The sequence below is a fragment of the Sphaerisporangium rufum genome (genome assembly GCF_016863395.1).
In the GTDB taxonomy this organism is placed as follows: domain Bacteria; phylum Actinomycetota; class Actinomycetes; order Streptosporangiales; family Streptosporangiaceae; genus Sphaerisporangium; species Sphaerisporangium rufum.
This window is the reverse complement of record NZ_BOOU01000080.1, coordinates 1-21239: the sequence shown is the minus strand read 5'-3', so window position 1 is coordinate 21239 and position 21239 is coordinate 1. Positions and strand designations below refer to the sequence as shown.

Below are 21239 nucleotides of genomic sequence, written 5' to 3'. Positions count from 1 at the left end.
GTCCCACCCGGCCGGGGGCGTGCCGCCAACCGCCCGGTGCCGGTCGGGAGAGGGCCGGCAAGAGTGATCCATGCCGGCCGGCGGTTCAGATCTGGCGCAGGACCTTGTCCAGGGTCTCGGCGACGCGCTCCTGCTGGGCGGGGGTGAGGTGGGGATGCATGGGCAGCGAGAGGATCTCGCCGGCGGCGCGCTCGGCGACCGGGAAGTCGCCGGGGCCGTGGCCGAGGAAGGCGAAGGCCGGCTGCAGGTGCACCGGCACCGGGTAGTGGATCTGCGCCTGCACCCCGGCGGCCTGCAGCCCGGCCAGCACCCGGTCCCGCTCGGGCACCCGGACAACGTACAGGTGCCAGACGTGGGTGTTGCCCGGCGTCTCGCGCGGCGGCCGGACCCCCTCGACGCCGGACAGCAGCGAGGCGTACCGGGCGGCCGCGGCGCGGCGCAGCTCGTTCCAGCGGGCCAGCCGGCGCAGCTTGGCGCGCAGCACCACCGCCTGCAGGGTGTCCAGCCGGGAGTTGAAGCCGAGCGTCTCGTGCCGGTACTTCACCTCGCTGCCGTGGCTGGTCAGCAGGCGGACCGCCCGCGCGGCCTGCGGCCCCGACGTCAGCACCGCGCCCGCCTCGCCGTAGGCGCCGAGGTTCTTGCCGGGGTAGAAGCTGGTGGCGGCCAGCCCGACCGGCGGCCGGCCGTCCTGGGCCGAGCCCTGCGACTGGGCGGCGTCCTCCACGACGGCCAGCCCGTGCCGGGCCGCCAGGTCGTGCACCGCGGCCATCGGCGCCTGCTGGCCGTACAGGTGCACCGGCAGGATCGCCGCGGTGCCGGGGCCGGACGCCGCCGCCGCCGACACCGGGTCGAGGAGCAGGTGCTCGTCGTCGCAGTCGGCCAGCACCGGGCGCAGGCCGGCGCGCACCACCGCCTCGGCGGTGGCCACGAACGTGTTGGCCGGCAGCACCGCGCCCGCACCGGCCGGCAGCCCGGAGGCGCGCAGCGCCAGCTCGATGGCGTCGGTGCCGTTGCCCACCCCGACGCAGTGCGGGACGCCGCAGAACGCGGCGAACTCCTCCTCGAAGGCGGCCACGTCCGGGCCCTGCACGAACGAGGTGTCGGCGAGCACCCGGTCGAAGCCGGCGCGCACCTCCTCGGCCACTTCGGCATGGGCGGCACGCAGATCGACGAACGGGATCACGGGGGAGGTCACTGCGGGACTCCGGTGGGGTCGGGTGCGGGACGGAGGAAGCGGGCGGGGACGCCGGCCCAGACCTGGCCGGCCGGGACGTCCCGGGTGACGACCGAGCCCATGCCGACCAGCGCGCCGGCGCCGATCGTCCGGGACTCGCGGACCAGCGCCCCGGCGCCGAGGTAGGCCCCCGGCTCGACGTGGACGCCGCCGGCCAGCCGCACGCCGGCCGCCAGCGTGGCGAAGTCGCCCACCACGTCGTCGTGGGTGAGGGTGACGTGCGGCATCACCGCCACGTGCGCCCCGACGGTGACGGCCGCGGTGAGCACCGCCTGGGCGAGCACCACCGTACCCGGGCCGAGGGAGCAGCTGCGCGCCACGGAGGCGCCGGGGTGGACCACGGTGGCGTACCGCTCCGGCGGCAGGCCGAGGCGGGCGACGATCCGCGCCCGGCTGGCGTAGTCGCGCGGGCTGCCGGTGCAGACGACCAGCCGGGCGTCCGTCCGGGCCGCCGCCAGGGCGGCCGGGCCGAGCACCGGCACCCCGTCCACCACGGTGCCGTGCCGCGCCGGGTCGTCGTCCAGGTGGCCGAGCAGCTCCCAGGCGGGCCCGGCGTCGTTCACCGCGTGCACCGCCTGGGCGGTCTCCCGGGCGAAGCCGCCGGCGCCGACGATCAGCAGCGGGATCGGGGCGGTCATGCGGTCTCCTTCACGGCGCGCAGCACGCCGCGCCTGCGGTGGCCGAACAGGCCGACGAGCAGCATGGTGAACGTGCCCGCCACGGCGAGGCCCCATAGGTCGGCGGGGATGGTCCGGGTGGCCAGCACCGCGACGCCGCCCGCCGCCGCGGCCAGCGCCACCGGCGGCCACAGCGCCCGGGCCAGCGCCCCGAGCGCGACGCCCGCGCCGGCCAGCCGGGTCAGGTAGGCGGGCAGCACCACGGCGCCCGCCACCGCCACCAGGGCGATCGCCGCGCCGCGCAGGCCGCCTAGCCGCACGCCGAACCACATCGCCGGCACCAGCACCGCCAGCCACAGCGCCTGTACGGCCAGCACCGCCCGCGAGCGTTCCAGCACCACCAGGTAGTCGTAGACCAGCTCGAAGAAGATGCGCAGCCCGGCCAGCACGCCGAGCCCGGCCAGCGCGATCGCGGCCGGCACCCACTGCTCGCCGTACACGAAGCGGATCACCGCCGGGGCGGCGCCGCTGAGCAGCAGGCACAGCGGCAGCGTCAGCCCGGTCAGCAGCCCGGCCACCGCGACGAAGGACCGGTTGAGGGTGGGCCGGTCGTGTTGGAGGCGGGCGAACGCCGCCGGGGCGACCGCCCGCACCGGCTGGGAGAACACCGCGACCGGCCAGCCGGACAGGTTCACCGCCAGCACGTAGAAGCCGAGCGCGGTGGAGCCGAGCAGGTGCCCGACGACGATCTGGTCGGCGTACCCGACCGCGAAGACCAGCAGCGACGACCCGGCGAGCGGCACCCCGAACCGCAGCAGCCGGCGGGCCACCGCCGGGTCGAAGCCGAAGCGCGGCCGCCCGGGGGCGAAGGCGACCAGCAGCCCGCCGCCGGCGATCGACCCGCACACCCGGCCGACGGCCAGGCTCATCGCCCCCCAGCCGAGCAGGGCCAGCGCCAGCGACACCAGCGCGCCGAGCCAGTTGTCCACCTGGTCGGCGATCATCTTGCGGCCCTGCATGAAGTTGCGCTGCATCAGCGCGGCCGAGGTGGACACCAGCCCGTTGGTGACCACGCTGATCGCCAGCACCCGCACCGGCCCGGTGGCCGCCGGGTTGCCCAGGGCGGCGGCGAACGCCGGGGCGGCCAGCATGAACGCCCCGCACACCAGCACGCTGAAGGCCAGCGCCATCGTGGCCACGGTCGGCACGATGGCGCGCGGGTCGTCGGCCCACCGGACGATGGCCAGGCTGACGCCCAGCTCGTTGATGCTCAGCATGGCCAGCAGCGCGACCAGCGCGACCGCGAAGGTGCCGAACTCCGCCGGGCCGAGCACCCGGGCCAGGGTGATCCCGATGGCCAGGGTGCCGAACCGGGCGGCCAGCGTGCTCACCAGGCTCCAGCCGAGCGCCCGGCCGGCCCTGGCCCGCAGCGACGAGGTGTCCACGCCGGTCATCGGCGGCCCTTGGCGACGGCGTTGAAGTCGTCGCGGGCGTGCGTGCCGCGCAGCCGGGCGTAGCGGCGGCGGAGCTTGTGCCCGAGCACGCCCGCCGCGGTGCCGAGCGCGTCGCGGGCGGCGGGCCGCTCGTCCACGGCCTGCTGGTAGATCTCCACCTGGACCCGGGCGGCGCGGTCCAGGCTGAACCGGTCGGCGACCAGCCGCCGGCCGTACTCGCCGAGCCGGGCGCGCAGGCCCGGGTCGGCGTGCAGCCGGCGCAGCAGGGCCTCCAGCCGGGGGGCGCCGTCCTCGGGGCCGAGGCCGAGGCCGTACCAGCCCTGGGCGAGGAAGAGGTGCTCGGTGTCCGGGGTGAGCAGCTCGAAGAAGCCGCGCTCGCCCTGCACGACGAGCGGCTTGGCGAAGGCCAGCGAGCGCAGCGCCGACCCGCCCATGCCCAGGCAGACGTCGGCCGCGGCGTAGGCCGGCCGCGGGTCCAGCAACTGGCCGGTGAGCACCACGGCGCGCCGCCCGGCGGCGGCGTCGGCGGCGGCGGCCCGCCGCTCGACCTGGTCGCGGGCCGGCCCGTCACCGGCCACGATCAGGCGCAGGTCCAGCTCGGCGGCCAGCCGGCCCACCACGTCGATCGCGGTGAGCAGGCCCTCCAGCTTCAGCTCGGCGACCAGCCGGCACACCACCACGATGTCCAGCGGGCCCGGCTCCAGGCCGAACTCGCGGCGGAAGCCGTCCACCGGGTGGCCGGGGGCGTTGGCCTCGACGTCCACCGGCGGCTCGATCAGGTGCACCCGGCGCCGGCCGGGGGACGCCTGCCGCTGGATCTCCCGGGTGCCGACGACCAGCGGCAGCGACGGCGGCAGGAACGGCGCCACCGCCATCGACATGACCGTGCACACCGCGGCGGCCGGCCCGCGCAGCCCGGCGTAGAACGCCTCCACGCCGGGCGGCCACTCGTAGCCGTGGATCACGTCCAGCCCGCGGGTGGCGGCCAGCTCGCGCAGCAGGCGCACCGTGCCGGCCGACGGGCGGCGCCGCGCCGGGTCCAGCGGCAGGTGCTCCAGCCCGGCGCCGGTGACGTACTCGACCAGCGGGCCGGGCTCGCCGATGACGCCGACCCGGTGCCCGAGCCGCTGGACGGCCGCGGCCAGCTCCACCGCGTTGAGCTGGCTGCCGCCGACCTCCATCGCGTGCGGGTAGACCAGGACGCGCACCGATCAGCCCTCCGCGGCGGCGCGCACGGCGGCGACGACCTGGTCCTGCTCGGCCTCGGTCATCGTGTGGAAGAGCGGCAGGATGAGCGAGTTGCGGGTCAGCCACTCGGTGGCGGGCAGGTCCGGGGTGGGCAGGTCGGCGTAGGCCGGCTCCAGGTGGGCGGCCATGATGCCGCGGCGCGCCGACACCCCCCGCCCGGCGAGGAAGGCGAGCAGCGCGTCCCGGTCCATCGGGAAGTCGCCCGGCAGGGTGATCCAGAACGACTGGTAGTTGGTGGTGCCGTAGTCGGGGTCGGTGACCGTGCCGATGCCGGGCACCTCGGCCAGCAGCTCCTGGTAGCGGGCCGCCAGCGCGCGGCGGCGGGCGATCAGCTCGGGCAGCCGGCGCAGCTGGACCAGGCCGACGGCGGCCTGCAGGTCGGTCATCCGGTAGTTGAACCCGACCTCGGTGTACCGCTCGGGCGCGGTGGACCCCGTCGCGTGCCGGTCGGCGGCGCTGACGCTCATGCCGTGCTCGCGCAGCCGGCGCGCCCGGGCCGCGCCCTCGGCGTCGCCGAGGGTCAGCATGCCGCCCTCGCCGGTGGTGAGGAGCTTGCGCGGGTGGAACGACCACGCGCACAGCTCGGCTCCGGCGCCGACCGGCCGGCCGCGGTAGGTGGCGCCGGCCGCGCAGGCGGCGTCCTCGACCAGCGCCAGCTCCGGGTGCGCGGCCCGGATCTCGTCCAGGTCGGCCGGGACGCCCGCCTGGTCGACCACGATGGCCGCCCGGGTGCGCGGGGTGCGGGCCGCCTCGACCGTCTTGGCGGTCAGGTTGGCGGTCGCCGGGTCGACATCGGCGAACACCGGCGTCGCCCCGGTGTAGCGGACGGCGTTGGCGGTGGCGATGAACGACAGCGACGGCACCACCACCTCGTCCCCGGGCCCGACCCCGGCCAGCACCAGGGCCAGGTGCAGCGCCGTCGTGCACGACGACAGCGCCACCCCGTGGCCCGCCTGGACGAAGGCGGCGAACTCCCGCTCGAACTCGGCCACCCGCGGCCCCTGGGCCACCCACCCGGAGGCGATGACCTCCTGGACCGCGGCCTCCTCCTCCGGGCCGAACCACGGCCGCATCACCGGGATCATCGCCCGGCCACCTCCCTGATCTCGATGCCGAGGAGCCCGGCCAGCAGGCGGACCCTTTCCTGCCAGTCGTGCCGGGCCGCGAACGCCCGCCGCCGGGCGGCGAGCTCGGGGGTACGCGGCCGCCGCGCCCGCTCGGCCGCCGCGGCGGCGAAGGACGCGGGCGTGCTCGCGACGGCGACCAGGTCGCCGGCGTCCAGCCACTCGGTGGCCGGTAGCGCGGTGGAGACCACCGCGCGCCCGGCCGCCAGGTACTCCAGCGTCTTGAGCGGGAAGCTCGCCCGGTTGAACGCCGTGGCGGCGTACGGGGTGAGGCCCACGTCGACGTACCGCAGGTAGGACGGCAGCTCCGGGTACGGCTTGGCGCCGACCCAGTGCACGTTGGGCCGGGCGGTCAGCGCCGGCCACCGCCGCGGCTCGTACCCGGCGGACCGGGGGCCGACGATGATCAGTGTCAGCCCGGTGCCGGCCACCGCCTCCAGCAGCGCGATGTCGATGCGCGCGTTGACGTGCCCGACGAACCCGGCCACCGGCGTCCCGGCCGGCAGCGCCGGCAGGTCGGCCGGCGGCGGCGCCGCCTCGGCGCCGGTGTCGATGTCCGCGTACGCGGCCACGTCGCAGCCGTTGGGCACCAGCGCCGCCTCCCGGCCGAGCGCGGCCATCCGGTCGGCCAGGCCGGGGGAGACCACGGCGACCGCGTCCGCCCGCGCGACCATCCGCCGCTCGGTCGCGGCGAGCCGGGCGGCGGACATCCGGATCAGCGACGCCCCGGCCACCAGGTCGTCGGTGGCGTACCGCACGGTGCGCGCGCCCGGGGCGACGCCGGTCAGGTCCAGCGACCCGGCCACCACCACCGAGGTGATCCGGTGGCCGGTCCGCCGGGCGGCGGCGCGGACCGCCCGCCGGGCCATCGCCGCGGTGATCACGTCCACGCCGGGACGGTAGGCGGCCGGCGGGGCCACCGGGCCGAGCCGCCACAGGCCGGTCCGGACCTCCCGCAGCACGTGCCCGTACCGCCCGGTCTCCGGGTCGCGCAGCCCGCCGCGCACCGGCCGCGGCGGGTCCACGTACAGCACGTCGGTGCTCGCGGCCAGCCGGTCGGCCATGTGCCGATCGGTGCCGGCCACCCCGTCGTACCGGGTGCCGCCCGCGTAGACCAGCAGGTCCCTCACCGGTCGCGCTCGGCGCGCCACCAGGAGACCAGCCGGCGCAGGCCCTCCTCCAGGTCGACCTCCGCCTTCCAGCCGAGCCGGTCGGCGGCGGCCGAGACGTCGGCCAGCCGGCGGGTCACCCCGTTGACCGCGCGCGGCGGCCCGAACTCCAGGCCGAGGTCGCTGCGGCCCATCACGGCCATCAGCGTCTCGGCCAGCCCGCGCAGGCTGGTCTCGGTGGCGGAGGCGATGTTGAAGACCTCGCCGCGGGCGTCGCCCGCGGCGGCCAGCAGGTTCGCGCGGGCGATGTCCTCGGTGTAGACGAAGTCCATGGTCTGCAGGCCGTCGCCGAGGATCAGCGGCGGCTGCCCGGCCTCGATACGCTCCATCCAGCGGATCAGCACCTCGGTGTACAGGCCGTGGATGTCCATCCGCGGGCCGTACACGTTGAAGTAGCGCAGCGCCACGTACGGCAGGCCGCGCATCGCCTCGAAGCTGCGCAGCAGCCCCTCGTTGAAGGTCTTGGCCGCGCCGTACAGGGTGTCGTTGTCGTAGGGGTGGTGGTCCTCGCGGGTGGGGAACTCGGTGGCCAGGCCGTACACCGACGCCGACGACGCGGCGACGATCTTGCGCACTCCGGCGTCCGCCGCGGCCTCCACCACCTCGTAGGTGCCGTCCACCAGCACCTGAAGCGCCAGCCGCGGCTCCTCGGCGCACTGGGTGATCCGGATGGCGGCCTGGTGGAAGACCAGGTCCATGCCGGCGGTGACCGAGCGGACCAGGGCGGTGTCGCGGATGTCGCCCTCGACGACCCGCAGCCGCCCGCCGGCCGCGGCCTCGGCGGCGGCCAGGTTGGCGCGGCGGCCGCGGACGAAGTTGTCCAGCACCACCACCTCGGCGGCGCCCGCGGCCAGCAGCTGGTCCACGATCGTCGAGCCGATCGTGCCCGCGCCGCCGGTCACCAGGCACCGGCTGTTGTTGATCATCGCAGGGAACCCCCCAGTTCAATACGTATGCCGTCATTCTGGATGCTTCGCCCGGCCGCTTCCAGCAGGGCCAGCACCCGCAGGCCGGACCGCCCGTCGGTGAGCGGCGCCCGGCCCTCCCGGATGGCGGCGGCGAACTCGGCCATCACGCCGCGCAGCGCCTCCCGCTCCGGCAGCGCCGGCACCACCACGTCGCCGGTCCGGTAGGAGATGAGGGCGGCCCGCCGCTCGTCCTCGCCGGCCGCCGACAGGTCCACCCCGCGGTCGTACACCGCCAGGCGCTGCGCCGGGTTGACGTCGTCCCACACGATCGTGCGGCGCGAGCCGCCGATCACGGTGGTGCGGATCTTCGTCGGGCTGAGCCAGTTCACGTGCACGTGCGCGATCGCCCCGGTGGACAGCCACAGCGTCAGGTAGGCCAGGCACGGCCGGCCGGCGCCGATCGGATCGGAGGAGTGCGCGGCCACCGCGACCGGCGTCACCCCCGCGGGCAGTACGAAGTCCAGGATGGACAGGTCGTGCGGCGCCAGGTCCCACAGCACGTCCACGTCCGGCTGGACCAGGCCCAGGTTGATCCGCACCGAGTCGACGAACTGCACGTCGCCGAGCTCGCCGGACGCGATCAGCTCGCGGATCCGGCCCACCACCGGGGTGTAGCAGAACGTGTGGTCCAGCATGAGCACCCGGCCCCGCTCCTCGGCCAGGGCCACCAGCTTGGCGCCCTCGGCGTAGGTCGGGGTGAGCGGCTTCTCCACCAGCACGTGCTTGCCGGCGTCCAGCGCGGCGCGGACCAGGTCGAAATGGGTCCGCGCCGGGGTGGCGATCGCCACCGCCTGCACCGCCGGGTCGGCGAGCACCTGCTCCACCGACGCCGTCGGCCGCACCGTCGTGTAGCGGCCGAGCACCGCCCTGGCACGCTCCTGGTCCAGGTCGCACAGCCACTCCAGCCGAAGCTCGGGGGTGGCCATGGCGTTGCGCACCAGGTTCGGGCCCCAGTAGCCCGCCCCGATGACGGCAAGGCCGGTCGGCGTCACTCTCTTCTCCTCTCGTCGGTGCGGCGATCGTGGCACCCGGCGGTGGCCGGATCAGCTCGCCGGGGTGAACAGCACGTCGACCCAGTAGTTCGCGCCGTTGTAGCTGGCGGCCGGGAAACCGGAGTCCGACCCGTACCGGTAGACGCCGTTGCCGCCGGCCGGGCCGCCGTTGGCCAGGGCGCTCAGCGGCGAGTTGACCGTGGGCCCGGTGTTGAAGTAGCCGCCGTCGCCCGCGTAGTGCCCGTTCGGCGCGAGGTAGGAGGCCACGTACACCTGGCCGGCCACCACGTCCACCGGGACGGCGAACTGCAGCGTCTGCCAGCCGGAGGCCGACTCGTTCTGGAACACTCCGGTGGCCAGCGGGGTGCCGGTGGCGCCCCACAGGTTGCCGACGTGCGTGCCGGTGTTGCCCGCGCCCTTGTAGAAGCGGACCCCGGTCACCTTGCCGTCCATCTCGGCGGTGAACTTCACCCCCACCTCGACCGCGGAGGAGTCCGCCGTCGAGGGGTTGGCGGGCACGGCGTTGCTCGCCCAGATCGAGCAGGGACAGCTCGCCGGGCCGCCGGTCGTGAAGGACCACGAGGTGGTGGTCATGGTGTTGCCGGCGTCGTCCTTGGCGCCGGTCACCGTGGCCGTGTAGGTGGTGCTCTGCGCCAGCGGCGCGTTCGGGGTGAAGGTCAGCAGGGTGCGCGCCGCATTGAGCGACGCGGTCCCGGCCACCGCCTGGTTGGCGGCGTTCTTCACCGTGATCGCCGCGGTGCCGGCCTGGATCTCCTCACTGAACGTCGCGGTCACCGCGGTGCCGGTCGCCACGCCGGTGCCGCCGTGGTCGGGGGACTTGAGCGTGATGTACGGGGCGGTGGTGTCGGCGAGCTTTGTGTAGATCACGTCCACCCAGTAGTTGGTGGCCGCCCACGACTGGTCGGGGAAGGCCTTGGTCGCCGCGTACTTGTAGACGCCGTTGCCGCCGCCGGTGGTGCCGGGCAGCGTGCGCAGCGGGGCGGCGAGGACCGCGCCGGCCAGGCCGTTGTAGGTGGCCGCGTACCGCCCGTTCGGCGCGTGGTAGGACGCGACGTAGGTGGTGTCCTTGGTCACCGGCCACGGCGTGCCGAAGTACACCTCCTGCCAGCCCTGGGTGGACTCGTCGCTGAACGTCGCCGAGGTGAGCTCGGCGCCGGTCCCCGACCACAGCGTGCCGGTGTGCGTGCCGGTGTTGCCCGGGCCCTTGTAGAAGCGGATGCCCTCGATGAAGCCGTCCGAGGAGGCCTGGAACTTCACCCCGACCTCGACCGAGCCGCCGTCGTTCACCGCCGGCACGTCCGGCACGGTGACGTCCGGCCAGACCGTGCACGGGCACACCCCGGCCGTCCAGGTCTTCGCCGTGGTGAAGGCGAAGGTGTACGGCTGGGTCATGGTGTTGCCCGCGTCGTCCTTGGCACCGGTCACCGCGACGGTGAACCGCTCGCCCGCGCCGAGCGGCCCGGCCGGCGCGAACGTGAGCGTGGTGCGGCTCGCGTCCAGCGACGCGGTGCCCGCGACGACGGCGTTGGTGGCGTCCTTCAGGGTGAACGTCGTGGTGCCCGCCTGGACCGGCTCGCCGAAGGTCACCTTCGGCTGGACGGCGGGCGGCACGCTGGACGAGCCGGGCACCGGGGCCGCCGCGGTGACCGCCGGCGGGTAGATGTCCTTGACGGTGAACACCACGTCGACGTAGTAGTTGCCGCCGTTGTAGGTCTGGTCGGGGAAGCCGGCCCCCGACCGGTAGATCCCGTTGCCGGCGGACGCGGTGGTGGCCGGCGCGGTGAGCGGGGCGTTCACCAGCGGCCGGTAGCGGAAGAAGTCCGCATCCGCCGCGTAGTGGCCGTTCGGCGCGAAGTAGGAGGCGACGTACTCGGTGCCCGCCGCGACCCGCACCGGCGAGGCGAACTCCAGCTTCTGCCACCCGGTGGAACTCTCGCCGGAGAAGGTGCCGGTCGCCAGCGGGGTGCCGTCGGACTTCCACAGCGTGCCGGTGTGCGTGCCGGTGTTGCCGGTGCCCTTGTAGAACTTCACCCCGGTCACGTAGCCGTTCACCGAGGGGACGAAGCGCACGCCGAGCTCCAGCGGGCTGCCGTCGTTCTCGGCGGGGTTGGCCGGGACGGTCGCGCCGGCGAACAGGCCGCACGGGCACTCGACGGTCACCGCGCGGGAGGTCTCGGCGCCGACATTGCCGCTGTCGTCGGCCGCCCTGACCTTGAGGGTCGTGGCGCCGGCCCCGGTGACCTTCCAGGAGTAGGTCCAGCTCGCCCGGCCGGCGGCCGGGTGCCAGGTGGTGCCGCCGTCGGTGGACACCTCGACCGCGCCGACCTGGCCACCGGTGTCGGCGGCGGTGCCGCTGACGGTGACGGTGGAGCCGTTGTTCACGGTGGCCCCGGCGGCCGGCGAGGTGATCGCGGCGGTGGGGGCGGTGGCGTCGGCCGACTTGGTGGCCGCGCTCAGCCCGGCGGCCGGCGACTTGGGCTGCACGCCCATGTCGGCGAACAGGTTCACCGTGGCCTGCTTGATCCGGATGTCAGAGTAGTCGGTCTCGTCGTAGGAGTCGTGCTCGCCGTCCAGCCCCCAGCTCCACTGCACGGTGCCCGCGCCGAAGACCAGCGCGCCGCTCGGCGCCCGGTAGAGCGTCATCCGGTGCGTGGCGTTCTGCGCGGCCACGTTGGTGCCCCAGTCGATGAGCCGCTGCTCGGCCATCGAGGTGGTCGTGGACAGCGGCACCAGGCCCCTGGGCCGGGAGCCGTTGTCCAGGTCCTCGTCCCACTCGTAGCCGACCACGCCCGGGATGGTCATCGAACCGGTCGCCTGCCCGGCGACGGCGGTGCCGCGCCAGAAGCGCATCTTGCCGTCGGCGGCGGGCACGGTCAGCCCGATCGCCTGGCAGCCGTTGTCGGAGGTGGTGCAGTTGACGGTGAACAGCTGGCCGGTGAGCGCGTTCTCCGGCCGGCCGCCGTCGGCGGGCGGGCTGAACCGCGGGTCGCGCCAGGTGCCGGTCCACACGTTCGGCGCCGGATCGATCTTGGCGCCGGCGTGCGTCTCCTTGTAGGAGACCAGCGTGCGGTAGGAGCTCTCCCAGCGGGTCTTCCAGTAGACCTCGTTGCCGCTGAAGAAGGCGAGGTTGACGCCGTTGTCGCGGGCCGCCTCGAAGGCGGCGCGCTCCTCGCCCGACCAGTACTCGTCGTGCCCGACCGACAGCAGCGCCTTGTGGCCGAGCAGGGCGCCCGGCGCCCGGGCCGCGTCCAGCGAGGCCTGGTAGGCCACGTCGTAGCCGTTGGCCTCCAGCCAGCGCACCATGGGGTACTCGTTGGCGAACACGAAGTCGCGGCCCCAGGGCGTCGACTCGCGGGTGTTGAACGGCCGGTTGTAGCTGACCTTGACCGCCCGGCCGGGCGCGGCGACGCTGTCGCCGCGGTACAGGCTGTTGAGCACCTTGTTCGGGTTGTCCTCGGTGGCGGGGATGTCGCCCCAGGAGTTGTACGCCTGCCAGGTGCTGTCGGAGGTGCGGAACAGCAGGTCGGACTGGCGCGCGTCGTCGCGGACGACGAAGACGACATGCGTGTCGTCCCCGGTGTCCTGGCGGACCACGTGGGCGAAGTAGATGCCCGACACCATCGTCGGCGGAACGGTCCAGCTCGCGACGGTGCCCCAGGAGCAGGCGACCTCGCCGGTGGTGGCGTTGACCGGGCAGCTCGGCTGGTTGCGGGAGACCGAGGTGGTGGCCGGCACCGAGGTGATCTTCCGGGCGCCCTTCCCGTCGTAGTAACCCATCCGGAAGATGTCGACCTGGAGGTTCAGCGCGGCCGAACGGATCTTGAAGTTCACCGTCTGGCCGAGGTTGACGCTCATCTGGTCCGCGTAGCCCTCGACGGTGCCGCGCGGGTCGGTGTCCCACTCGCTGCGGTCGTTGCCGGTCAGGCTGTTCTCACAAGTGATCTTATTGCCGCCGGCGTCGCACGGGCCGAGTGCCTGTGCGGGGGCGGCGGGGGCCGACAGTAGCGCGGCCAGTGTCAACGCTGCCGCGGCGATGGCCGACCGATGCCGGCGCGCGGCGTTGCGCGGTTTCATGGTGCTCCCACGTGCTGGAAGGACAGGGGGGTGGTCCCCGGTGGTGCTCACGCACGAGCGTGGTCCCGACGAATCGACGTGCGGCCCGCGACCCCGGTTTACCTGGGAAACCCCCTGCGTCACAGCTGTAATCGAACCTGACGCCCGCGGGTCACGCCGTCCTACCTCTTCCGCACCGCGATGACCGACTTGACCAGGCCGCCGAGCCGCTCGAACCGGATCTCCGAGCTCGGGAAGTAGTGCCGCATCTCGGTGATGCTGAGCAGCTCCACCTCCATCACGATGTCGCGCGCCGCCTCCCGGTCGGAGGTCGGGGTGTGCACCAGCGGCCAGCGGCGCAGCAGCGTGGTGCGCGCGGCGATCGGCAGGTACTGGAAGAACGGGAACAGGAAGTGCGGCTCCACCGGGAAGTAGCGGTACGGCGTCTGCACCCAGTGGCGCGGGGCCAGCCGGTGCACCGCGTCGGCGAACAGCCGGCGGCGCAGGTGCCCGCCCACGTGCTCGATGACCGCGTTGGAGAACACCAGGTCGTATCGGGTGGCGGCGATGCGCTCGGGCAGGTCGCAGGCGTCGGCGACGTCGGCCCGCAGCCAGCCGGGCAGGTCGGCCGGCGGCTTCTCCAGGTTGACGATCTGCACGTGCGCCGGGCGGACCGGCGCGCGCAGCCAGGCGCTCGCGGTGCCGCCGAGGTCGATGACCGACATGCTCTCGAGGTCGGGGAAGCTCTGGGCGAACCACTGCCAGCGGCGGGCCCTGGCCTTGGCCCCGAGGGAGTCGGGGGCGTCGACGAAGCGGCTGCGCAGCGCGTTCAGGCGGCTCATGTCACTCCTAGGCGGAGAGCGGGGGGCGGCGCCTCGGCGGGGTCGGCACGTTCCAACGAGACGGCACAACTATCTCAGACGGAGTTCACGGCTGCGCACGGCGCGGTGCCTTCGATAGCGCACCGTGACCGGAAGGTGGCACCCTGGCCCCATGAAGGAACTGAGCGTCCCGCACGCCTACCTGGTCACTCCGGACCTGCACCGCGACGACCGCGGCACGTTCCTGGAGGTCTTCCACGCCGGCCGGTTCGCCGAGGTGGCCGGCCGCCCGCTGCACGCGGCGCAGGTCAACTGCTCGGTCTCCCGGCGCGGGGTGCTGCGCGGGGTGCACTTCTCCGACGTGCCGCCCGGCCAGGGCAAGTACGTCACCTGCGTGAGCGGCGCGGTGCTCGACGTGGTGGTGGACCTGCGGGTGGGGTCGCCGGCGTTCGGCCGCTGGGAGGCGGTCCGGCTGGACGACGAGTCGCGGCACGCGCTGTACGTCTCCGAAGGGCTCGGCCACGCGTTCATGGCGCTCACCGACCAGGCGACCGTGATGTACCTGTGCTCGACGTCCTACGCACCCGGCCGCGAGCACGAGGTGCACCCGCTGGACCCGGCCCTCGGCATCGAATGGCCACCCGAGGTGGCACCGGTGCTGTCGGCGAAGGACGCGGCGGCGCCGAACCTGGCCGAGGCGGTGGCGCTGGGGGTGCTTCCCCGATACGAGGACTGCCTCGCGCTCTACGCCGGCGCGGCCGGCTCCGCGCCGGTGGGCTGAGCCGCGGTTCTGGTCCACACGATCGGCCGATAAAAGCCGAAAAAAACTGACTCACCATACCCAATTTCACCGATTACCAGATAAATAACGGGGTTGCGGTTGTCGCGTCGTTTCCCAACCGCAACAATGGCCTCGCGCTGAAACACGACCGAAGTCCGGCGAGCGCGGCCGGACCTGGAGGCTGTACCAGTGAGCAACCCCCGGTATCCGGAGGAGCCGCGCGCACGACGCCGCGCGGCGTCCTCGCGTTCCCGATCCGGAGCCCCCGCCCGCGTTCCCCTGATCGGCAAGCTGTCCATGGTGGCCGCGGCCGGCGTCCTCGGTGCGACCGGCACGGTGGTGCTGCTGAACCGGGACGAGCCGCGCGGTGCCGCCGGGCCCGTCCTGGCCGCGCCGGTGGCCGCCGACGTCACCCTGCAGACCAGCCTGTGGAAGTCGAAGAAGGTCAAGGCCCAGGCCCGGGTGGAGAACACCCCGCTGGAGCTCGGCACCCGGTTCACCGCGAGCCGCGACGGCGAGGTGGCCGGCGTCCGCTTCTACAAGCCGGCCGGCGAGACCGGCGGGCACCGCGGCAGCCTGTGGGACGCCGACCGCCGGCTGCTGGCCAAGGTCGCCTTCACCGGCGAGAGCCGCAGCGGCTGGCAGCAGGCGATGTTCGACCGGCCGGTGCCGATCACCGCGGGCCGCACCTACACCGTCTCCTACCACACCTCCCGCGGCGGGTACGTCGCGGCGCCCGGCGGGTTCGACCGGCCGGTCACCGCGGGGCCGCTGACCGCCGAGGCGGGCGTGTTCAACGCCTCCGGCCGGACGGCCTTCCCCTCGCGGGTGCACCGCAAGCGGGTCAACTACTTCGTCGACGTGATCTTCCGGCACCGGGAGCGCCGCCACGGCCACCGGCCGACCACCGGCCCCGCCTCGCCCATTGTGACGCCCACCGTGACGCCCACCGGTGACGCGGCGGGCACCCCGTCCACCGGGCCGACGCCGAGCGCCACCGGTGAGGTGACCGCGACGCCCAGCACGCCGGTGACGCCCAGCCGGTCGGCCACGCCCAGCCGGCCCGCCACCCCGAGCGCGCCGGTCACGCCGAGCCGGTCGGCGACGCCCAGTCGCGCGCCGGACCGCACGCCGACGGCGACCCCCAGCCACTCGCCGCGTCCCTCGCTGACGGCCGACCCCACCAAGCAGCCGACCCGCGAGCCGACCCCCACCGCCAAGCCGACCCAGTCCGGCCCGCCGCCCTCCACCGGCGACTTCCCCGGCCCGGGCGACACCGGGGTGCCGGCCGGCACCTCGCTCAAGTCGAGCGAGTCGATCACCATCACCAAGGACGGCACGGTCATCGACGGGATGGACGTCCGCGGCGAGATCAACGTCGCCGCCGACAACGTGACCATCCGCAACACCCGGGTGGCCGCCGCGCCCGGCGAATGGGGCATCATCCAGCGGCAGGGCAAGAGCGGGCTGAAGGTCGAGAACAGCGAGATCTTCGGCAACGGCCGCCAGCGCACCCAGTTCGGCATCATCAACCAGGGCGGCGATCTCACCGTCCGGCGGGTCGACATCCACACGATCAGCAACGGCATCCTGACCGAGCAGGGCCTGATCGAGGACTCCTACCTCCACGATCCCAAGTACTACTCGGGCGACCACACCGACATGATCATGTGTACCAGCGGCCCGCCGTCCGGCGCGAAGCTGGTCATCCGCGGCAACACGGTGATCAACACTCTGGAGCAGACCGGCGCCATCGCGCTGTTCCAGGACTTCGGCGTGGTCCGCAACGTCACCGTGGAGGGCAACTTCCTGGCCGGCGGCGGCTACTCGCTGTACGGCGGCGGCGGCAGCAAGGGCACCTCGGCCAACATCAAGGTCGTCGGCAACGTGTTCAGCAAGGACGTGTGGCCGAAGGGCGGTTACAACGGCCCGGTCGCCTACTGGGACAAGAACGGCTCCGGCAACGAGTGGTCGGGCAACGTCTGGGAGGACGGCAAGCCCGTCCCCGCCGGCGGCTGATGGACTGAACTGAAAGGGCCCGCCACGGTCGTCCGTGGCGGGCCCTTCCCATCCGCATCGTCAGCCGACGCGCCAGGTGTCGCCGCCGTGCAGCAGGTCGCCGAGCACGCCCGGGCCGCGGGTGCCCTCGGCCTCCTTCAGCTGCTCGGCCATCAGCGTGTCGTAGGCCGGCCGGTCGACCGACCGGAAGATGCCGAGCGGCACGTGCTCGAACGCCGGCTCGTCCAGCCGGGACAGCGCGAACGCCACCGAGGGGTCGGGGTTGTGCGCGTCGTGCACCAGGATCTCGTCCTCGGCCACCGACGCGCGGTCCACCACCTCGATGCCGCCGTTCGCCGCCCGGCGCACCGCCTTGGACGCCGACACGATGGGCAGGCCGTGCTCCAGGCGCAGCGTGATGTCGTCGCGCAGCGCCGGGTCCTTCATCTGGTCGAAGGCGCCGTCGTTGAAGATGTTGCAGTTCTGGTAGATCTCGACCAGGCTCGCGCCCCGGTGCGCCGCCGCCTCGCGCAGCACCGACTGCAGGTGCTTGCGGTCGGAGTCGAGCGTGCGGGCCACGAAGCTCGCCTCGGCGCCGAGCGCCAGCGAGATCGGGTTGAACGGCCGGTCCAGCGACCCCATCGGCGTCGACTTGGTGATCTTGCCGACCTCGGACGTCGGCGAGTACTGGCCCTTGGTCAGCCCGTAGATCCGGTTGTTGAACAGCAGGATGTTCAGGTTGACGTTGCGGCGCAGCGCGTGGATCAGGTGGTTGCCGCCGATGGACAGCGCGTCGCCGTCACCGGTGATCACCCACACCGACAGGTCCGGCCGGGACGCGGCCAGCCCGGTGGCGATCGCCGGCGCGCGACCGTGGATCGAGTGGAACCCGTAGGTGTTCAGGTAGTAGGGGAACCGGGAGGAGCAGCCGATGCCCGAGACGAAGACGATGTTCTCCCGCCGCAGGCCGAGCTCGGGCAGGAAGCCCTGCACGGCGGCCAGGATGGCGTAGTCGCCGCACCCCGGGCACCAGCGGACCTCCTGGTCGCTCTTGAAGTCCTTGAGCGTCTGCTTCTCGTCGGTACGGGGGACGAGGGTGAGCCCGGTGCCCCCGTTGGGGGTCACGTAACGGAGCCCGTTCGTCGCGATATCACTCACTGTCGATCACGTCCTGGATCACTCCGGCCAGCTCTTCGGCCTTGAACGGAAGGCCGCGCACGCGGTTGTAACTGATGATGTCGACCAGGAAGCGCGCCCGCAGCAGCAACGCGAGCTGGCCGAGGTTGATCTCGGGCAGTAGGACCTTGTCGTAGGAGCGGAGCACCTCGCCGGTGTTGGCCGGCAGGGGGTTCAGATGGCGCAGGTGGGCCTGGGCGACCTTGCCGCCGGCCCGCCGCACCCGGCGCACCGCCGCGGCGATCGGCCCATAGGTGGAGCCCCAGCCGAGCACCAGCACCCGGGCGTCGCGGTCGGGGTCATCGACCTCCAGCGCCGGGATGTCCCGGGCGATCCCATCGATCTTGCCCTGGCGCAGCCGGACCATCAGGTCGTGGTTGTCCGGGTCGTAGGAGATGTTGCCGGAGCCGTCGGCCTTCTCGATGCCGCCGATCCGGTGCTCCAGGCCGGGCGTGCCGGGGACCGCCCACGGCCGGGCCAGCGTGCGCGGGTCGCGCTTGAACGGCAGGTAGGTCTCGCCGTCGTCGCCGTTCGGCTGGGTGGTGAACTCCACCCGCAGGTCCGGCAGGTCGTCGATCTCCGGCAGCCGCCACGGCTCGGAGCCGTTGGCCAGGTAGCCGTCCGACAGCAGCATGACCGGCGTGCGGTACTTGACGGCGATCCGCGCCGCCTCCAGCGCGGCGGCGAAGCAGTCCGACGGGGTCGCCGGGGCGATCACCGGCACCGGTGACTCGCCGTTGCGGCCGTACAGCGCCATCAGCAGGTCGGTCTGCTCGGTCTTGGTCGGCATGCCCGTCGACGGGCCGGCCCGCTGCACGTCCACCACGATCAGCGGCAGCTCGGTGGTGACCGCCAGGCCGACGGTCTCGGCCTTCAGCGCCACGCCCGGCCCGGAGGTGGTGGTGACGCCGAGCGCGCCGCCGAACGCCGCGCCGAGCGCGGCGCCCACCCCGGCGATCTCGTCCTCCGCCTGGAAGGTGCGAATGCCGAACCGCTTGTGCTTGGACAGCTCGTGCAGGATGTCGGAGGCCGGGGTGATGGGATAGGACCCGAGGAACAGCGGCAGCTCCGACTGCACCGAGGCGGCGATCAGGCCGTAGGCCAGCGCCTGGTTGCCGGAGATGTTGCGGTACACGCCCGGGGTGAGGCTGGCCGGCTTGATCTCGTAGGACACCGAGAACGACTCGGTGGTCTCGCCGTAGTTCCACCCGGCCTGGAACGCCGCGATGTTGGCCCGGGCGATGTCCGGCTTCTTGGCGAACTTGCCCTGCAGGAACTTGACCGTCGCCTCGGTCGGCCGGTGGTACAGCCAGGACAGCAGGCCGAGCGCGAACATGTTCTTCGCCCGCTCGGCGTCCTTCTTGGAGATGTCGAAGCCCTCGAGGGCCTTGACCGTCAGCGAGGTCAGCGGCACCGCGTGCACCCGCCACTCGGCGAGCGAGCCGTCATCGACCGGGCTGGCGGCGTAGCCGACCTTCTGCAGGTTGCGCTTGGTGAACTCGTCGGTGTTGACGATCATGTCCGCGCCGCGGGGCAGGTCGCCGAGGTTGGCCTTCAGCGCCGCCGGGTTCATGGCCACCAGGACGTTGGGCGCGTCACCGGGGGTGAGGATGTCGTGGTCGGCGAAATGCAGCTGGAAGCTGGACACGCCGGGCAGGGTGCCGGCCGGGGCGCGGATCTCGGCCGGGAAGTTGGGGAGGGTGGAGACGTCGTTCCCGAACTCCGCGGTCTCCGCCGTGAAGCGATCACCGGTCAGCTGCATGCCGTCGCCGGAGTCGCCCGCGAATCGGATGATCACGCGGTCGAGTTGCTGAACCTGCTTGGTCACAGCTCGGTCCTCCTCGACGCGTCTGGGCGCCGTCGCTCGTGGCACATGTACATTTCCATGCTAGATCCCTAGGGCTGCGCGGGCTTCTTTACGCATGCGCGTCGAACAGGGGGCGGGCCGGTCTCCCGACGTGGTGCAACCATCTCGGTCGCGCGGAGATTCCCACGTCGTCGGGGGTCCCGGCGGGGCGACGGCGCCCGGGCGTGGCATGCCCGGGCCGAGATCGGGGGCGTCCCGGGTCACCGTCGAAGGCGGCCCGAGCTACACAGCCCTCCGGCGAGGCGGCACAGATCAACGTGCAAGCGGGAGTAGAGCACGTTCCTGGTCACGCTGCCCAACTATACGTTCCTTCCTCCGATGAATCAGGGTGTCACATGTCACCCAGAGCATGCGCCGGGCCCATCGTGGCCGTCTGGTGTTCCGGTGGTATCCCCCTCGACGTGCCCGGATACCTTCCCCGATCGCCGCCGTCGCGTGCCGGCGGGCGGTAGAAGGTGACGAAGATGTACCCCTGGAGGGACTGGTGCTGTCAGAGATCTGTCAGCACTTGGTCGGGCGACGGCCCGCCGTGCCGGCCGGGACGCGCGTCCGGCCGGCCCGTCCGGCAGCCGGTGCGCCTCCGGCGCGGGCCGCCTGGATGCGATCCGGTCCGGCGGAGGGAGGAGAATGGCCGGGTGGCCGCCACCGACCTTCCGATGCCGACCGTGGGCCCGGGTTCCGAGCTCGCGCCCCGGCCCATGCGCTTCGTCGTCAACTGGGGGCGGCGCTACTCGATGTGGGTCTTCAACTTCGCGCTGGCCTGCTGCGCCGTCGAGTTCGTCGCCACCTCGACGAGCCGGCCCGACTTCATGAGATTCGGCGTCCTGCCGTTCGCCGGCGGCCCCCGGCAGGCCGAACTGCTGATCGTCTCGGGCACGGTGACCGACAAGATGGCGTCCGCCGTCCACCGCCTGTACGAGGAACTGCCGGCCCCCAAGTACGTCATCTCCTTCGGTGCCTGCGCCAACTCCGGCGGCCCTTACTGGGACTCCTACTGCGTCACCAAGGGCGTGGACCAGCTCATCCCGGTCGACGTGTACGTCCCCGGCTGCCCGCCCCGGCCGGAGGCGTTGATGCACGGCATCATGAAGCTCCAGGACAAGATCGCGGTCGCGCCCGCCGGCGATCGCCGGCCGGAGGCGGGCCGGTGAAGGCGGCGCTGGCCGGGCGGTTCGGCTCCGATGCCGAGATCACCGAGTCGTTCGGCGAGACCACCGTGGACGTCGTGGCGGCCCGCTGGCTCGACATGCTCGCCTTCGCCCGCGACGAGCTCGGCTTCGCCTTCTTCGACTGGCTGACCGGGGTGGACGACCCGCCGGAGGGGTTCCAGGTGGTGGCGCACCTGTTCGACCCGGCGCGGCGCCGGCACCTGCTGGCCCGCACCCGGGTGCCGCGCGCCGACCCCCGGCTGCCCACCGCCACCGGCCTGTACCGGGGGGCCGACTGGCACGAGCGGGAGACCTTCGAGATGTTCGGCGTGGTCTTCGCGGGCCACCCGAACCTCGTCCCGCTGCTGCTGCCGGACGGCTTCGAGGGCCACCCGCTGCGCAAGGACTTCGTGCTCGCCGCGCGGGTCGCCCGGCCGTGGCCGGGGGCCAAGGAGCCGGGCGAGTCCGGCCAGGGGTCGCCGAGCCGCCGCAAGACCCTGCCGCCGGGCGTGCCGGCCGGCTGGGGCCCCGGCGCCGGGGTGCCGCCGCCGGTGCGCGGCCCGCGCGC

Annotated in this window: 17 protein-coding genes; 4 read left to right on the top strand and 13 right to left on the bottom strand. The window is 73.5% G+C overall.

What is annotated here, in order from left to right:
* Positions 1-85 precede the first annotated feature (85 nt).
* From Sru01_RS28620 to Sru01_RS28575, 10 genes are all read right to left on the bottom strand, one after another.
* A complete protein-coding gene (locus tag Sru01_RS28620; protein ID WP_203991969.1) occupies positions 86-1195 on the bottom strand; it encodes a DegT/DnrJ/EryC1/StrS family aminotransferase in 1110 nt (369 codons plus the stop codon).
* A complete protein-coding gene (locus tag Sru01_RS28615) occupies positions 1192-1872 on the bottom strand; it encodes an acetyltransferase (RefSeq protein ID WP_203991967.1) in 681 nt (226 codons plus the stop codon). The genes Sru01_RS28620 and Sru01_RS28615 overlap by 4 nt, the downstream gene beginning before the upstream one ends.
* Positions 1869-3305: an oligosaccharide flippase family protein gene (locus tag Sru01_RS28610; RefSeq protein WP_203991965.1), complete on the bottom strand. Its 1437-nt coding sequence runs from the start codon at positions 3303-3305 to the stop codon at positions 1869-1871. Before Sru01_RS28610 ends, Sru01_RS28615 begins: the two co-directional genes overlap by 4 nt.
* Positions 3302-4513: a glycosyltransferase family 4 protein gene (locus Sru01_RS28605; protein ID WP_203991963.1), complete on the bottom strand. Its 1212-nt coding sequence runs from the start codon at positions 4511-4513 to the stop codon at positions 3302-3304. The genes Sru01_RS28610 and Sru01_RS28605 overlap by 4 nt, the downstream gene beginning before the upstream one ends.
* A 3-nt stretch (positions 4514-4516) precedes the next feature.
* Positions 4517-5638 carry a DegT/DnrJ/EryC1/StrS family aminotransferase gene (locus tag Sru01_RS28600; RefSeq protein WP_203991960.1) on the bottom strand — a complete coding sequence of 374 codons (1122 nt, stop codon included), beginning with the start codon at positions 5636-5638 and terminating at the stop codon, positions 4517-4519.
* Positions 5635-6807, bottom strand: coding sequence for a glycosyltransferase (locus tag Sru01_RS28595; RefSeq protein ID WP_203991958.1), 1173 nt, complete (start codon positions 6805-6807; stop codon positions 5635-5637). The genes Sru01_RS28600 and Sru01_RS28595 overlap by 4 nt, the downstream gene beginning before the upstream one ends.
* On the bottom strand, positions 6804-7772 hold the full coding sequence (locus Sru01_RS28590) for an NAD-dependent epimerase/dehydratase family protein (RefSeq protein WP_203991955.1): 969 nt from the start codon (positions 7770-7772) through the stop codon (positions 6804-6806). The genes Sru01_RS28595 and Sru01_RS28590 overlap by 4 nt, the downstream gene beginning before the upstream one ends.
* Complete coding sequence (locus tag Sru01_RS28585; RefSeq protein WP_203991952.1) at positions 7769-8806, bottom strand: Gfo/Idh/MocA family protein; 1038 nt, start codon at positions 8804-8806, stop codon at positions 7769-7771. The genes Sru01_RS28590 and Sru01_RS28585 overlap by 4 nt, the downstream gene beginning before the upstream one ends.
* 51 nt (positions 8807-8857) lie before the next feature.
* On the bottom strand, positions 8858-12901 hold the full coding sequence (locus Sru01_RS28580; protein ID WP_203991949.1) for a DUF4082 domain-containing protein: 4044 nt from the start codon (positions 12899-12901) through the stop codon (positions 8858-8860).
* 161 nt (positions 12902-13062) lie between these two features.
* A complete protein-coding gene (locus tag Sru01_RS28575) occupies positions 13063-13722 on the bottom strand; it encodes a class I SAM-dependent methyltransferase (RefSeq protein ID WP_203991946.1) in 660 nt (219 codons plus the stop codon).
* A 151-nt stretch (positions 13723-13873) separates the two neighbouring features.
* On the opposite strand from Sru01_RS28575, the gene rfbC reads away from it, so the two are divergent.
* Entirely contained in the window at positions 13874-14482 is a 609-nt protein-coding gene (rfbC, locus tag Sru01_RS28570) for a dTDP-4-dehydrorhamnose 3,5-epimerase (RefSeq protein WP_203991943.1), read from the top strand.
* A gap of 189 nt (positions 14483-14671) precedes the next feature.
* The gene (locus tag Sru01_RS28565; RefSeq protein WP_203991941.1) at positions 14672-16501 is read left to right on the top strand and encodes a DUF4082 domain-containing protein; all 1830 of its coding nucleotides are present in this window, start codon (positions 14672-14674) and stop codon (positions 16499-16501) included.
* A gap of 60 nt (positions 16502-16561) precedes the next feature.
* Here Sru01_RS28565 and Sru01_RS28560 read toward each other — a convergent pair whose 3' ends face one another.
* The 3 genes from Sru01_RS28560 to Sru01_RS36655 form a co-directional block, all read right to left on the bottom strand.
* Positions 16562-17605, bottom strand: coding sequence for a 2-oxoacid:ferredoxin oxidoreductase subunit beta (locus Sru01_RS28560; RefSeq protein WP_239137811.1), 1044 nt, complete (start codon positions 17603-17605; stop codon positions 16562-16564).
* Between the two features lie 25 nt (positions 17606-17630).
* Positions 17631-19484 carry a 2-oxoacid:acceptor oxidoreductase subunit alpha gene (locus tag Sru01_RS28555; RefSeq protein WP_203991937.1) on the bottom strand — a complete coding sequence of 618 codons (1854 nt, stop codon included), beginning with the start codon at positions 19482-19484 and terminating at the stop codon, positions 17631-17633.
* 239 nt (positions 19485-19723) lie between these two features.
* On the bottom strand, positions 19724-19801 hold the full coding sequence (locus tag Sru01_RS36655; RefSeq protein WP_373869552.1) for a putative leader peptide: 78 nt from the start codon (positions 19799-19801) through the stop codon (positions 19724-19726).
* Positions 19802-20158: 357 nt separating this feature from the next.
* Here Sru01_RS36655 and Sru01_RS28550 point away from each other — a divergent pair, with 357 nt between their 5' ends.
* Both Sru01_RS28550 and Sru01_RS28545 read left to right on the top strand, forming a co-directional pair.
* Positions 20159-20674, top strand: coding sequence for an NADH-quinone oxidoreductase subunit B (locus tag Sru01_RS28550; protein WP_275412222.1), 516 nt, complete (start codon positions 20159-20161; stop codon positions 20672-20674).
* A partial coding sequence (locus Sru01_RS28545) for an NADH-quinone oxidoreductase subunit C (protein ID WP_203991934.1) occupies positions 20671-21239 on the top strand: 569 nt, incomplete at its 3' end. The genes Sru01_RS28550 and Sru01_RS28545, both read left to right, overlap by 4 nt.